Genomic DNA, 12,518 nt, shown 5'->3' on the forward strand with positions numbered 1-12,518 from the left:
TCGCCGCGCGGCTGCTGGCCCGGCTGCAGCGGCGCGGGCCGGTGCTGTGGTGCGCCACGGCCGACGACCTGTACCCGCCGGCCCTGGCTGCGCTGGGCCTGGATCCTGACCGGCTGATCCTGGTCCGGCCGCGCGACGAGACCGGCGTGCTGGCGGTGGTGGAGGAGGCGCTGCGCACGCGTGGATTCGGCGCCGTGCTGGCCGAGGCGGCACGTGCCGACTTGCTGGCTGAGCGGCGGCTGCAGTTGGCCTGCGAGTCGCACGGCACCACTGCCCTGCTGCTGCAACGCCGGCCGATCGCACCGCGGGCCGGACGCGACGGCATTGTCCGGGCGGGCGCCAGCGCCGCGGTGACGCGCTGGACCGTGGCCCCGGCGCCGAGCGGCGGCACCGCCGCCTGGGTCGGGCCGGCGCGCTGGGCGCTGGACCTGACCCACAGCCGCGGCGGCCTGCCCGGCCGCTGGATCGTGGAGACCGAGGATGGGACGGATCGTCTCGCTGTGGTTGCCGAACTGGCCGATCACGCGACTGAGACTGTCGACGCCCCCCGACGCCTGGCCGGCTGAGCCGGTCGCGATCGTCGAGACCGTCGAGCAGCGGCGCCAGGTGGTGGCGGTGGACGACCGCGGCTGGGCCGCCGGCATCCGGCCGCGGCAGAAGGCGACCGATGCCCGCGCCGTACTGCCGGGGCTGGCCCTGATCCCGGCCGACCACGCCGCCGATGCCCGGGCCCTGGCCCGGCTGGTGCGCTGGGCCGGCCGCTACAGCCCGGCCGCGGCCCCCTGCCCGCCCGACGGGCTGTGGCTCGACATCACCGGCTGCGCCCATCTCTGGGGCGGCGAGGACGGGCTGGTGGCCGACCTGGCCGCACGGCTGCAGCGCTGGGGCCTGCCGGCCCGCATCGCCGTCGCCGGCAGCTTCGGCGCCGCCTGGGCGCTGGCGCATCACGACAGATCCGATCGGCGGATCCTGCCCGACGGCGCCGAGCGCGCGGCCCTGGCCCCGCTGCCCATGGCGGCGCTGCGGCTGGACGAGGAGGAGGTCGCGGCGCTGCAGCGGATCGGCCTGACCCGGATCGGCGAGCTGCTGGCGGCGCCGCGCCCCGGCCTGGCCCGCCGCTTCGGCGCCGGGCCGCTGCTGCGGCTGGACCAGGCGCTGGGCCGGGCGGAGGAGACGGTCGGCTTCCGCCGGCCGCCGACGTCCTGGTTCGCCCGCCTGGCCTTCGCCGAGCCGATCGGCACCCCGGAGGACCTGCAGCGCGCCATCGCTGCGCTGGCCGCCGATCTCTGTGCCCGGCTGGAGGCGCGGATGATGGGCGCGGCGCAGTTCACCGCCGCCTTCCACCGGGTCGACGGCCGCTGCCAGGGCATCGCCATCCGCACCGCTTTGCCGGTGCGCGACCCAGCCCGGGTCGGGCGCCTGCTGGCCGACCGGCTGGACCGGGTCGATCCCGGCTTCGGGGTCGAGGTGGCGACCCTGCGCGCCGACCGGGTGGCGCCGGTCGGCGGCCGCCAGTCCGGGTTGAGCAAGCTGGAGGGCGAGGGTGCCGGAATCGGCGATCTGGCCGGCTTCGTCGACATCGTCGGCAACCGCATCGGCTTCGACCGGATCTGGCGCCCGGCCGCGGTGGAGAGCCACCTGCCCGAACGCTGCGTCGCCGCCCGCCCGCCGCTGGCGCCGGACCAGGCCAAGCCCTGGCCGCCCGGCTGGGTGCGGCCCTTGCGCCTGCTGCGCCGGCCGGAGCCGATCGAGGCGATCGCCCAGGTGCCGGACGACCCGCCGAGCAGCTTCCGCTGGGCCGGTGCGACCCATCGGATCCGCCGCGCCGACGGGCCGGAGCGCATCGCCTATGAATGGTGGCGCCGGCCCCGGCCGCGGGACCGGGACGAGCCCGACATGATCCGCGACTATTACCGGGTGGAGGACGAGACCGGCCGCCGCTTCTGGGTCTACCGCGCCGGCCTGTACCACGAAGGCGAGACCGCCCGCTGGTTCCTGCACGGGATGTTCGACTGATGGCGTTCGTCGATTGCCCCCTTTCTGTCATCGCCGGGCTTGACCCGGCGATCCAGGGGCCACCCAGAACCGCTCTTGCCGCCCTGGATGCCCGGGTCAAGCCCGGGCATGACAGGAAAGGGAATCTCGGTTTCGTTCCAGATCTTCATTCCGGGCAGGCGCAGTGGCGGTCATCCCCATGACCGCCTATGCCGAGCTCCAGGTCACCACCAACTTCTCCTTCCTGCGCGGCGGGTCGCATCCGGCGGAGCTGGTGGAGACGGCGATCCTGCTGGGCCTGTCGGCCATCGCCGTGACCGACCGCAATTCCCTGGCCGGGATCGTGCGCGGCCATGTCGCCGCCAATCGCAACGAGAATCACCGCAAGGCCAGCCGCATCCCCTACATCGTCGGCTGCCGGCTCGACTTCGCCGATGCGCCGAGCCTGCTGTGCTACCCGACCGATATCGACGCCTATGGCCGCCTGTGCCGGCTGCTGACCCAGGGCAATGGCCGGGCGAAGAAGGGCGAGTGCCTGCTGCACCAGGCGGACCTGCTGCCGTTCAGCGACGGCCAGATCCTGGTGGCGCTGCCGCCCGACCGCATCGATGACGGCTTCGTCGCGCATCTCGACCGGCTGCGCGCGGAGATGGGCAAGCGGGTCTATCTGGCGGCCAGCCACCGCTATCGCGGCGACGACGCCCGGCGGCTGGAGGCGCTGCGCGAGGTGGCCCTGCGCACCCGGACCCTGCTGGTCGCCACCAACGACGTGCTGTACCACGTGCCGCAGCGGCGCCGGCTGCAGGATGCCCTCACCTGCATCCGAGAGCACTGCACCATCGACGATGCCGGCTGGCGGCTGGAGGCCAATGCCGAGCGGCACCTGAAGACCCCCGAGGAGATGGAACGGCTGTTCCGCGACCATCCCTATGCGCTGGAGCGGACGGTCGAGATCGCCGAGCGCTGCCGCTTCGACCTGGACGAGTTGGCCGACAAGTACAAATACCCCGAGGAGATCACGCCCGACGGCGAACCGGCCCAGGCCCGGCTGGAGCGGCTGGCCTGGGAGGGGGCGGCCAGGCTGTACCCGGCGGGCGTGCCGCCCGGGCTGCGCGGCCAGATCGAGAAGGAGCTGGACCTGATCGGCCGGCGCGACTACGCGCCCTTCTTCCTGACCGTGGCCGATATCGTCGGCTTCGCCAACAGCCAGCAGATCCTGAACCAGGGCCGCGGCTCCGCCGCCAACAGCGTCGTCTGCTATTGCCTGGGCATCACCGCGGTCAACCCGGTCGAGGTCAACCTGCTGTTCGAGCGCTTCATCAGCGAGCAGCGCCACGAGCCGCCCGACATCGACGTCGATTTCGAGCATGAGCGGCGCGAGGAGGTGATCCAGCACATCTACCGGAAGTTCGGCCGCCATCGCGCCGCGCTGACCGCCACCGTCATCTGCTACCGCACCCGGGCCGCGGTGCGCGATGTCGGCAAGGCGATGGGCCTGTCGGAGGACATGATCGGCGCCCTGTCCGGCTCGGTCTGGGGCTGGAGCATGAACGGGCTGGACGAGGGCCAGGTGCGCGAGGCCGGGCTGGACCCGACCGATCCCCGGCTGCGCCTGGCGCTGGAGCTGGCGGTCGAGCTGATGGGCTTTCCCCGCCATCTCAGCCAGCACACCGGCGGCTTCGTCTTCGCCCGCAAGCGGCTGGACGAGCTGGTGCCGATCGAGAACGCGGCGATGGCGGACCGCACCGTCATCTGCTGGGACAAGGACGACATCGAGGCGCTGGGCATGCTGAAGGTCGACGTGCTGGCGCTGGGTATGCTGACCGCCCTGCGCCGCTGCTTCGACCTGCTGCACGCGCACTATCCGGAAACATTCCCCGAACGGCCGAAGCTGGGCCGCCGGCCGACCGACAAGGCGGTCTACGACATGCTGAGCCGAGCCGATTCGGTCGGCGTGTTCCAGGTCGAATCCCGGGCCCAGCAATCGATGCTGCCGCGGCTGAGGCCGCAGACCTATTACGACCTGGTGATCGAGGTCGCGATCGTCCGCCCCGGCCCAATCCAGGGCGACATGGTGCATCCCTATCTGCGCCGCCGCGACGGCATCGAGCCGGTGAGCTATCCGAAGGACGAGCTCAAGGAGGTGCTGGAGAAGACCATGGGCGTGCCGCTGTTCCAGGAACAGGGCATGAAGCTGGCCATCGTCGCCGCCAAATTCACCCCGGCCGAGGCCGACAGCCTGCGGCGGGCGATGGCGACCTTCAAGAATGTCGGCACCATCCACACCTACGAGAAGCGCTTCGTCGAGGGCATGGTCGCCAACGGCTATGAGCGCGACTTCGCCGAGCGCTGCTTCAACCAGATCAAGGGCTTCGGCAGCTACGGCTTCCCTGAGGCGCATGCCGCCTCCTTCGCGCTGCTGGTCTATGAGAGCGCCTGGGTCAAGCACCACCACCCCGAGGTGTTCTGCTGCGCCCTGCTCAACTCGCAGCCGATGGGCTTCTACGCCCCGGCCCAACTGGTGCGCGACGCGCGCGAGCATGGCGTGGAAGTGCGCCCGGTCGACGTCAACCGCAGCGATTGGGACTGCACGCTGGAGCCGACCGGTGGCCGCGACCACGCCGTGCGCCTGGGTCTGCGCCTGGTGAAGGGGCTGAACGAGGAGGAGGGCAAGCGGATCGTCGAGCGCCGCGGCGCCGGCTACGCCGCGCCGGCCGAGCTGGCCCGCCGTGCCGGCGTCTCCGCCCGTGCCCTGAACCGCCTGGCCGAGGCCGCCGCCTTCGGCTCGATCGGCCTCGACCGGCAGCAGGGGCTGTGGGCCGTGGCCGGGGTGGAGGGCGAGGCCCTGCCGCTGTTCGCCGCCCGCCCGGCCCAGCTGGCGCTGTTTGAGGAGGAAGCGGCGGCGCTGCCGCCGCTGCCGCCGGGGCTGGAGGTGCTGGAGGACTACGCCACCACCGGCCTGTCACTGACCAGGCATCCGCTGGCGCTGCTGCGCCCGGCGCTCGCCAGGCTGGGCATCGTGCCGGCGCGCAGCCTGCGCGACGACGGGACCCGTGACGGCACCCGCATCCGCGTCGCCGGCATCGTGCTGTTCCGGCAGCGGCCGCAGACCTCCAACGGCACCATCTTCGTCACCGTCGAGGATGAGAGCGGCGCCGCCAACATCGTGGTCTGGTCGCAGGTGTCGGAGCAGTATCGCCGCGCCGTCTATGCCGGCCGCCTGCTGGCCTGCGAGGGCCGGGTGCAGAAGGTGGGCGAGGGCGAGCACCAGGTAATCCATGTGGTGGCCGAGCGCTTCGTCGACTGGACCGACCAGCTGCCGGTGCTGGCCCGCGGCACCGACCAGGTGATGCTCGACCCCGGCCACCAGGCCCGACCCCGCGCCGATCCCAGCCGCGGCCACCGGGTGACGCTGCGCAGCCGCGACTTCAAATAGACCCTGCCGCCAGCCTTCCCGCCGCCGCAAATCCCGGCTAAAGCTCGGCCATGTCCCTGCTGCGCGGCATGGCGACGGTCGGAGGGTTGACGGCCGTCAGCCGGATCGCCGGATTCGCCCGCGATATGCTGACCGCCTCGCTGCTGGGCGCGGGGCCGATGGCCGACGCCTTCGTGATTGCAGTCAAGCTGCCCAATCTGGCCCGGCGTCTGTTCGGCGACGGCGCCTTCATGGTCACCTTCGTGCCGCAATACGCCGCCGAGCGCGGCGAGCGCGGCCCGGCCGCGGCGCTGGCCTTCGCCGGCGAGGTGCTGGCCGCCCTGCTGGCGGTGCTGATCCCGCTGACCCTGCTGGCGCTCTTGGCCATGCCCGCGATCCTGGCGGTGATCGCCCCCGGCTTCGTCGCCGACCCGGTGCGCAAGGCCCTGGCGCTGGACTATGCCCGCCTCGCCTTCCCCTACCTGCTGCTGATGTCGGTCTCGGCCCTGCTCGGCGGCATCCTGAACGCGCAGGAGAAGCTGGCCCCCTTCGCCGCGGCGCCGATCCTGTTCAACCTGGTGCTGATCGCGGCACTGCTGTTCGGCACGCATCTGGCCGGGTCGCCCGGCCGGGCGCTGGCGATCGGCGTCACCCTGTCCGGCATCGTCCAGCTGGCCTGGCTGGCGCTGGCCTGCCGCCGCCACGGCGTGCCGGTGCGGCTGATGCCGCCGCGGATCGGGCCGCGGCTGCGCCGGCTGGTGGTGCTGATGGGGCCGGGCGCGATCGGCACCGGCATCACCCAGATCCAGATGGCGCTGAACACGCTGATCGCCAGCTTTCTGCCGGCCGGCGCGGTCAGCGCCCTCTACTACGCCGACCGGCTGACCCAGCTGCCGCTCGGCATCGTCGGCATCGCGCTCGGCACCGCCCTGCTGCCCACTCTGACCCGCCTGCTGGTCGCCGACAGCACGCAGGAGGTCGCGGCGACCCAGAGCCGGGCGATCGAATACGGGCTGCTGCTGGGCTTGCCCGCCGCCGCCGGGCTGGTCCTGCTGGCCGGGCCGATCGTGCATGGGTTGCTCGAGCGCGGCGCCTTCGGGCCGGAGCAGACGGTGGCGGTGGCCGGGGCGCTCGCCGCCTACGCCGCCGGCATCCCGGCCTATATCTTGATCCGGGTGTTCTCGACCCTGTGCTTCGCCCGGCAGGACACGGCGACGCCGATGCGCACCGCCCTGGCCGCCACGGTCCTCGCCGTCGCCGGCGCCCTACTGCTGATGCGGCCGCTGGGCCATGTCGGCATCGCGCTGGCCACCGCCGTCTCGGCCTGGGCCAATGCCGGGCTGCTGGCCTGGTCGCTGCGCCACCGCGGCGCCCTGCCGATCGATGCCGGGCTGCGCCGGCGCGGCGGCCGGATCCTGCTGGCGGCGCTGGGCATGGCGGCCGGGCTGCTGCCGGCCCGGCAGGGCACGGCGGCGACCGGCATCGCGGCGCTGGCCGCGCTGATCGCCGGCGGCATCGCGCTTTACGCCGTCCTCTGCCTGCTGCTGGGCGCGGTCGATCGCGGCGAGCTGGCCAAGTTCCGTCGCCGCGGGCATCAGGCGGCCCCGAATCTACACCGTTGACCCGCCCGCACCGGCCCGGCCATAAACCGAGCCTCCCCATCCCTCTGCGGCACCGGCGGACATGAAGCGCATCTTCTCGGGCATCCAGCCCACCCACAACATGCATCTCGGCAACTATCTCGGCGCGGTGCGGAACTGGGTGGCGCTGCAGGGGGACGAGTTCGAGACCATCTACTGCGTCGTCGACCTGCATGCCCTGACCCAGCCGCAGGATCCGGCCGAGCTGCGGGCCCATATCCGCGAGCTGACCGCGACATTGCTGGCCGTCGGCATCGACCCGGAGCGCAGCATCCTGTTCGCGCAGAGCCAGGTGCCCGGCCACAGCGAGCTGGCCTGGCTGTTCTCCTGCGTCACCCCGCTGGGCTGGCTGCGCCGCATGACCCAGTTCAAGGACAAGGCCGGCAAGCAGCAGGACACGGCGATGCACGGCCTCCTGGCCTATCCCGTGCTGATGGCGGCGGACATCCTCTTGTACAAGGGCACGCATGTGCCGGTCGGCGAGGACCAGAAGCAGCATCTGGAGCTGACCCGCGACATCGCCCAGTCCTTCAACCAGCGCTACGGCGTCGACTTCTTCCCGCTGCCGGAGCCGCAGATCCTGGGGTCTGCCACCCGGGTGATGAGCCTGCGCGACGGGTCGAAGAAGATGAGCAAGTCGGACGAGTCCGACTACAGCCGCATCAACATGACCGACGACGCCGACACCATCGCGCTGAAGTTCCGCCGCGCCAAGACCGACCCCGAGCCGCTGCCGACCGAGGCGGCCGGGCTGGCGAGCCGGCCGGAAGCCGAGAACCTGGTCGCCATCTATGGCGCTTTGGCCAACAAGGACGTCGACGCGGTGCTGGCCGAGTTCGGCGGCGCGCCGTTCTCGACCTTCAAGGGCGCCCTGACCGACATCGCGGTCACGGTGCTGGCACCGATCGGCGGCGAGATGCGCCGGCTGATGGCCGATCCCGGCCATGTCGATGCGGTGCTGCGCCGGGGCGGCGAGAAGGCCGCCGCCATCGCGGCGCCGGTGCTGGCCGAGACGCAGGACATCATGGGGCTGCTGCGGCCGTGAGGGAGCGTCCGATCGCAGCCCTGCCCAATCTGGGGCCCAAGACCGCCGAGTGGCTGGCCGCCGTCGGCATCACCACCGAGGCCGAGCTGCGCGCGATCGGCCCGATCGAGGCCTGGCAGCGGCTGAAGGCGGCGCAGCCGGAGCTGATCACGGTCAACGCCCTCTACGCGCTGCACGGCGCCCTGACCAACCAGCACTGGGCCTCGCTGCCGCAGGAGCTGCGCGCTTTGCTGCGCAAGGATGCCGGGGTGGAGTGAGGTCGGCCCGGTGGCCACCGGGCCGGAAAGTCCCTATATTGAGGGCATGAGCCGAGCCCTGTCCCCGATCGAGTCCGAGTTCGCCACGGTCGAAGAGGCCGAGGCCTATGACCGCTGGTTCCGGGCCAAGGTGGAAGCGGCCCTGGCCAGCACGCAGCCTTCCGTTCCTCACGACGAGGCGATGGCACGCCTGCGCGCGCTGATCGAGGAGAAGCGTCGCGCCCATGCTGCCCGTAAGCTGGAGCGCTGAGTCTTTCGCCGATCTCGAGCAGATTCTCGGCTACATCGCCGAACGCAATCCCGCTGCCGCAGACCGATTGCTGGCCATCTCCGCCGAGACGGCGGAGCGGCTTTCCGAGCATCCTTACCTGTATCGACCGGGACGCGTTGCCGGAACGCGCGAGGGGGTGATCCACCCGAACTACATCATCGTCTATCGGGTCGGCCCGTCCGTCATCGATATCATGAGCGTCCTCCACGCACGGCAAGCCTACCCGCCAGGCTGAGGCCGCCTCGAACACCATCCACCTGTCATTGCCCGGCTCGACCCGCAATCCAGAGGATGTCGACGCTCTTGGATGCCCGGGTCAAGCCCGGGCATGACAGAATGGGGAGGTCAGCCCTACCTCAAATCGACGGATCCGCATCCTCCCCCGCCCGCTTGGCCGAGCCGGCGAAGCTGGTGATGGCGAAGGATTCCAGCAGGTCGATCGCGGCGTCGCGCGGCATGGCGCCGGTGTCGATCGTCAGGTCCGGCGTCTCCGGCTCCTCGTAAGGCGCCGAGACGCCGGTGAAGCCCTGGATCTCGCCGCGGCGCGCCTTGGCGTAGAGGCCCTTGGGGTCGCGCTGCTCGCAGATCGCCAGGTCGGCCTTGACGAAGATCTCGCGGAAGCCGTCGCCAATCACGTCGCCGGCCAAGGCGCGGTGCCAGCGCTCCGGCGAGATCAGCGCCACGATCGCGATCAGCCCGGCCTCGGCGAACAGCCGCGCCACCTCGGCCGCGCGGCGGACATTCTCGGCCCGGTCCTCGGTCGAGAAGCCGAGATCGCGGCCCAGGCCGGTGCGCAGCGAATCGCCGTCCAGCACCGTGGCCTGCCAGCCACGGGCGAACAGCCGCGACTCCAGCGCCGTCGCCAAAGTCGACTTGCCGGCGCCGGACAGGCCGGTCAGCCAGACCACGCCGCCGGCATGGCCGTTGGCCAGGCGCCGGGCCGCGGCATCAACCCGCCGCTCGGTCGGGAACAGCAGGCGGCTGTCGCCCGTCGCGTCGAGGATGGTGACGCCGCCCACCACGTCGTAGCCATCGACCAGCACGCCGCGACCGGTGCCCGGCAGGTCGGCATGGCGGTCGAAGGCGATGGCGGTGCGGCCGACCACCTCGATCTCCGCGGTCTCGTTGCGCCGCACCAGCTCGGCCGTCCGGGTCTCCAGCGTGTGCACCTCGACCACATGGGCGATGCGCTCCACCGTCACCGTGTGCTCGGCGGCGGCCAGGCGCAGCGTCAGCCGGGCGCCGGGGCGCAGCGGCTCGCGCGCCAGCCAGAACAGCCGCAGCTTCAGCCGGGTCGAGGTTTCCGGCGCCTGCTCGACCAGGGTCGCGATCTGGCCGCGCTCGACGAAGACCGGCGGGTCGAGCGTCAGCCCGACCGCCTGACCGGCCTTGGCCGAGGTAATCTCCGCCGCCGGCCAGCTCTCGATCGAGGCGATGCGCGCGACCTTGCCGGAGGGGGCGAAGCGCAGGGTCTGGCCGACCGCCAGCCCGCCGCTCTCGATCCGGCCGGAGACGATGCGGCGCTCGTCGAATTTGTAGACGTCCTGCACCGGCAGGCGCAGCGGCTGGTCGACTGCCGACGGCGCCGCCTCCAGCCCGTCCAGCGCCTCGACCAGAGACGGCCCGTCATGCCAGGGCATCAAGGCCGAGCGGGTGGCGATGTTCTCGCCATGCCGCGCGGCCAGCGGCACCACCACCGCGGGGGTGATGCCGACGCTGCTGAGATAGGCCGAGATCTCGTCGGTCACCGCCTGGAACCGGGCCTGGTCGTACTCCACCAGGTCCATTTTATTGATCGCCACCACCACCTGGGTGATGCCGAGCAGGCCGAGGATCAGGGCGTGGCGGCGCGACTGCTCCAGCGTGCCCTCGCGGGCATCGACCAGCAGCAGCGCCGCGTCGGCCCCGGCGGCGCCGGAGACCATGTTCTTCAGGAACTCGGCATGGCCCGGCGCGTCGATCAGCACATAGCGCCGGCGCGGGGTGCGGAACTGCACCTCGGCCGTGTCGATGGTGATGCCCTGGTCGCGCTCCGACTGCAGCGCGTCGATCAGGAACGACCATTCGAACGGCATGCCGCGCTTCTTGCTCATCGCCTCGACCGCCGTGACGCGTTCGGGGCCGAGCGCGCCGGTGTCGTGCAGCAGGCGGCCGATCAGGGTCGACTTGCCGTGGTCGACATGGCCGGCGATGACGACGCGCAGGGTGCGGGCCGCGGCCAGCGCGGGGTGCAGGGCGACGATGCCGTCCATCTTACATGTATCCCGCACTGCGGAGGCGCTCAAAGCCGTCCTCGGTCTCGTTGTCGATGATGCGGCCGGCGCGCTCGGAGACCTTGGTGGTCTCGAGCTCGGCGATGATCGCCTCGATCGAATCGGCGTCGCTGGCCACCGGCAGGGTGATGTTCTTCTCGCCCAGCGAGCGGTAACGCAGCCCGTCCCTGGCCAGGTACAGCGGCACGATCGGGATGCCCTCGCGCTGGGTGTAGCGCCAGACGTCGATCTCGGTCCATTTCAGGATCGGGTGGATCCGGACATGGGTGCCGGGCTCGAACCGGGTCTTGTATTGGCCCCAGAACTCGGCCGGCTGGTCGGACACATCCCAGGCGCCCTCGAAGCTGCGCGGGCTGAACACCCGCTCCTTCGCCCGCGTCCCCTGCTCGTCGCGGCGGATGCCGACGATGATGCCCTCGAAGCCCTCGCGCTGGATCACCGCCTTCAGCCCCTCGGTCTTGCGCGCCGCCGCCCGGCCGCCGGGCGCCAGGGTCTGGTCCATCAGCTCCTCCGGCGGGCAGTCCTCGACGATCAGCGGCAGCTTCCACTCGCGCACCAGCCGGTCGCGGAACTCATAGACCTCCGGCAGCTCCATATGGGTCTCGAGCTGGACCAGCGGGAACGGCACATGGCCGAAGAACGCCTTGCGCAGCAGCCACAGGATCAGGGTGGAGTCCTTGCCGATGGACCACAGCATCGCCAGCCGATCGATGCGGGCGAAGGCCTCGCGGAGGATGGTGATGCTCTCCGCTTCGAGTTCGTCGAGATGATTCATGGCCTAAAGGAACGTGACTGGGGAGGGATCGGCGGGGCGGTGGATACCGCATTCGGTCTTGTCTTGGCCAGACCAGCGGCCGGAGCGCGGGTCTGCGCCTTGCGCCACCCGCTCGGTACAGGGCATGCAGCCGATCGACAGGAAGCCGTCGGCCTCCAGCGGATGATGCTGCAGGCCCCGGGCCTCGAATTCCGCGGCGATCCGGTCGGGTGACCAGCCGGCCAGCGGGTTGATCTTGAAGCGGCCCTCGTCGGCCGCCCATTCGACCGCCGGCAGGTCGGCACGGGTGAGCGCCTGGAAGCGCTTGCGGCCGGTGATCCAGCCGCCGAAGCCCGACAGGGCCCGTTCCAGCGGCTCCACCTTGCGCAGCGCGCAGCAGGCGTCGGGGTCACGCTGGAACAGCAGCAGATCGGGGTCTCGTCGGGCGATTTCGTCGGGGTCGGGCCTGACCGAGCGTACATCCTCGAGTCCGAGCTGCGCGACCAGACGGTCGCGGTAGCGCAGAGTCTCGCCGAAATGTCGCAGCGTGTCGAGGAAGATGACCGGCACGGCCGGCGCGACCTCGGCGGCCAGGGCCAGCAGCACCGCCGATTCGGTGCCGAAGGACGATACCAGGGCGACCGGCCCGAGCCGTGGATCCGCCAGCACCTTTTCGATCAGCGCATGCCCGTCCAGCCCGTCGAATTCGGCGGCGATCAGCTCCTGGACAACAGTGGCGGCAGCGGACATAGAGTGCTCATGGTCGGCAAATTTCTCCAGTTTTCCTGTAAAATGGAGCACATTTGCTGGTTGACTGTGTGTGAATCCCGAGACTAATGTCAACCATCAATTGTGGATAGAACGCCGC

Annotated in this window: 11 protein-coding genes; 8 read left to right on the plus strand and 3 right to left on the minus strand. The window is 71.3% G+C overall.

Features of this window, described 5'->3' with window-relative positions:
* From FFK22_RS43115 to FFK22_RS22790, 8 genes are all read left to right on the plus strand, one after another.
* The coding region (locus tag FFK22_RS43115) for an ImuA family protein (RefSeq protein ID WP_186002597.1) at positions 1–566 on the plus strand (566 nt) is incomplete at its 5' end.
* A complete protein-coding gene (locus FFK22_RS22760) occupies positions 481–2,016 on the plus strand; it encodes a DNA polymerase Y family protein (protein WP_138890016.1) in 1,536 nt (511 codons plus the stop codon). The genes FFK22_RS43115 and FFK22_RS22760, both read left to right, overlap by 86 nt.
* A gap of 163 nt (positions 2,017–2,179) precedes the next feature.
* Positions 2,180–5,431, plus strand: a complete 3,252-nt coding sequence (locus FFK22_RS22765; RefSeq protein ID WP_306770154.1) for an error-prone DNA polymerase — start codon at positions 2,180–2,182, stop codon at positions 5,429–5,431.
* 50 nt (positions 5,432–5,481) lie between these two features.
* Positions 5,482–7,032, plus strand: a complete 1,551-nt coding sequence (murJ, locus tag FFK22_RS22770) for a murein biosynthesis integral membrane protein MurJ (RefSeq protein ID WP_138890019.1) — start codon at positions 5,482–5,484, stop codon at positions 7,030–7,032.
* A gap of 61 nt (positions 7,033–7,093) precedes the next feature.
* A complete protein-coding gene (gene trpS / locus FFK22_RS22775) occupies positions 7,094–8,095 on the plus strand; it encodes a tryptophan--tRNA ligase (RefSeq protein ID WP_138890020.1) in 1,002 nt (333 codons plus the stop codon).
* Positions 8,092–8,352: a TfoX/Sxy family protein gene (locus FFK22_RS22780; protein ID WP_138890021.1), complete on the plus strand. Its 261-nt coding sequence runs from the start codon at positions 8,092–8,094 to the stop codon at positions 8,350–8,352. Before trpS ends, FFK22_RS22780 begins: the two co-directional genes overlap by 4 nt.
* 46 nt (positions 8,353–8,398) lie before the next feature.
* The gene (locus FFK22_RS22785; protein WP_138890022.1) at positions 8,399–8,602 is read left to right on the plus strand and encodes a stability determinant; all 204 of its coding nucleotides are present in this window, start codon (positions 8,399–8,401) and stop codon (positions 8,600–8,602) included.
* Entirely contained in the window at positions 8,577–8,858 is a 282-nt protein-coding gene (locus tag FFK22_RS22790) for a type II toxin-antitoxin system RelE/ParE family toxin (RefSeq protein WP_138890023.1), read from the plus strand. The genes FFK22_RS22785 and FFK22_RS22790 overlap by 26 nt, the downstream gene beginning before the upstream one ends.
* Before the next feature lie 121 nt (positions 8,859–8,979).
* Here the strand turns inward: FFK22_RS22790 and cysC are convergent, their stop codons facing one another.
* The 3 genes from cysC to FFK22_RS22805 are packed head-to-tail and all read right to left on the minus strand — an operon-like array spanning position 8,980 to position 12,400.
* Positions 8,980–10,875 carry an adenylyl-sulfate kinase gene (gene cysC / locus FFK22_RS22795; RefSeq protein ID WP_138890024.1) on the minus strand — a complete coding sequence of 632 codons (1,896 nt, stop codon included), beginning with the start codon at positions 10,873–10,875 and terminating at the stop codon, positions 8,980–8,982.
* Between the two features lies 1 nt (position 10,876).
* Positions 10,877–11,671 carry a sulfate adenylyltransferase subunit CysD gene (gene cysD, locus FFK22_RS22800; RefSeq protein ID WP_138890025.1) on the minus strand — a complete coding sequence of 265 codons (795 nt, stop codon included), beginning with the start codon at positions 11,669–11,671 and terminating at the stop codon, positions 10,877–10,879.
* Positions 11,672–11,674: 3 nt separating this feature from the next.
* Positions 11,675–12,400, minus strand: coding sequence for a phosphoadenylyl-sulfate reductase (locus FFK22_RS22805; protein WP_138890026.1), 726 nt, complete (start codon positions 12,398–12,400; stop codon positions 11,675–11,677).
* Positions 12,401–12,518 lie beyond the last annotated feature (118 nt).

Source organism: Mycobacterium sp. KBS0706 (assembly GCF_005938675.2).
In the GTDB taxonomy this organism is placed as follows: domain Bacteria; phylum Pseudomonadota; class Alphaproteobacteria; order DSM-16000; family Inquilinaceae; genus Inquilinus.

Bases quoted from the DNA above. Each gene is read 5' to 3' on its own strand.
- FFK22_RS22760 (WP_138890016.1), top strand. From the start codon at position 481: ATGGGACGGATCGTCTCGCTGTGGTTGCCGAACTGGCCGATCACGCGA.
- murJ (WP_138890019.1), top strand. From the start codon at position 5,482: ATGTCCCTGCTGCGCGGCATGGCGACGGTCGGAGGGTTGACGGCCGTC.
- trpS (WP_138890020.1), top strand. From the start codon at position 7,094: ATGAAGCGCATCTTCTCGGGCATCCAGCCCACCCACAACATGCATCTC.
- FFK22_RS22785 (WP_138890022.1), top strand. From the start codon at position 8,399: ATGAGCCGAGCCCTGTCCCCGATCGAGTCCGAGTTCGCCACGGTCGAA.
- FFK22_RS22790 (WP_138890023.1), top strand. From the start codon at position 8,577: ATGCTGCCCGTAAGCTGGAGCGCTGAGTCTTTCGCCGATCTCGAGCAG.
- cysC (WP_138890024.1), bottom strand. From the start codon at position 10,875: ATGGACGGCATCGTCGCCCTGCACCCCGCGCTGGCCGCGGCCCGCACC.
- cysD (WP_138890025.1), bottom strand. From the start codon at position 11,671: ATGAATCATCTCGACGAACTCGAAGCGGAGAGCATCACCATCCTCCGC.
- FFK22_RS22805 (WP_138890026.1), bottom strand. From the start codon at position 12,400: ATGTCCGCTGCCGCCACTGTTGTCCAGGAGCTGATCGCCGCCGAATTC.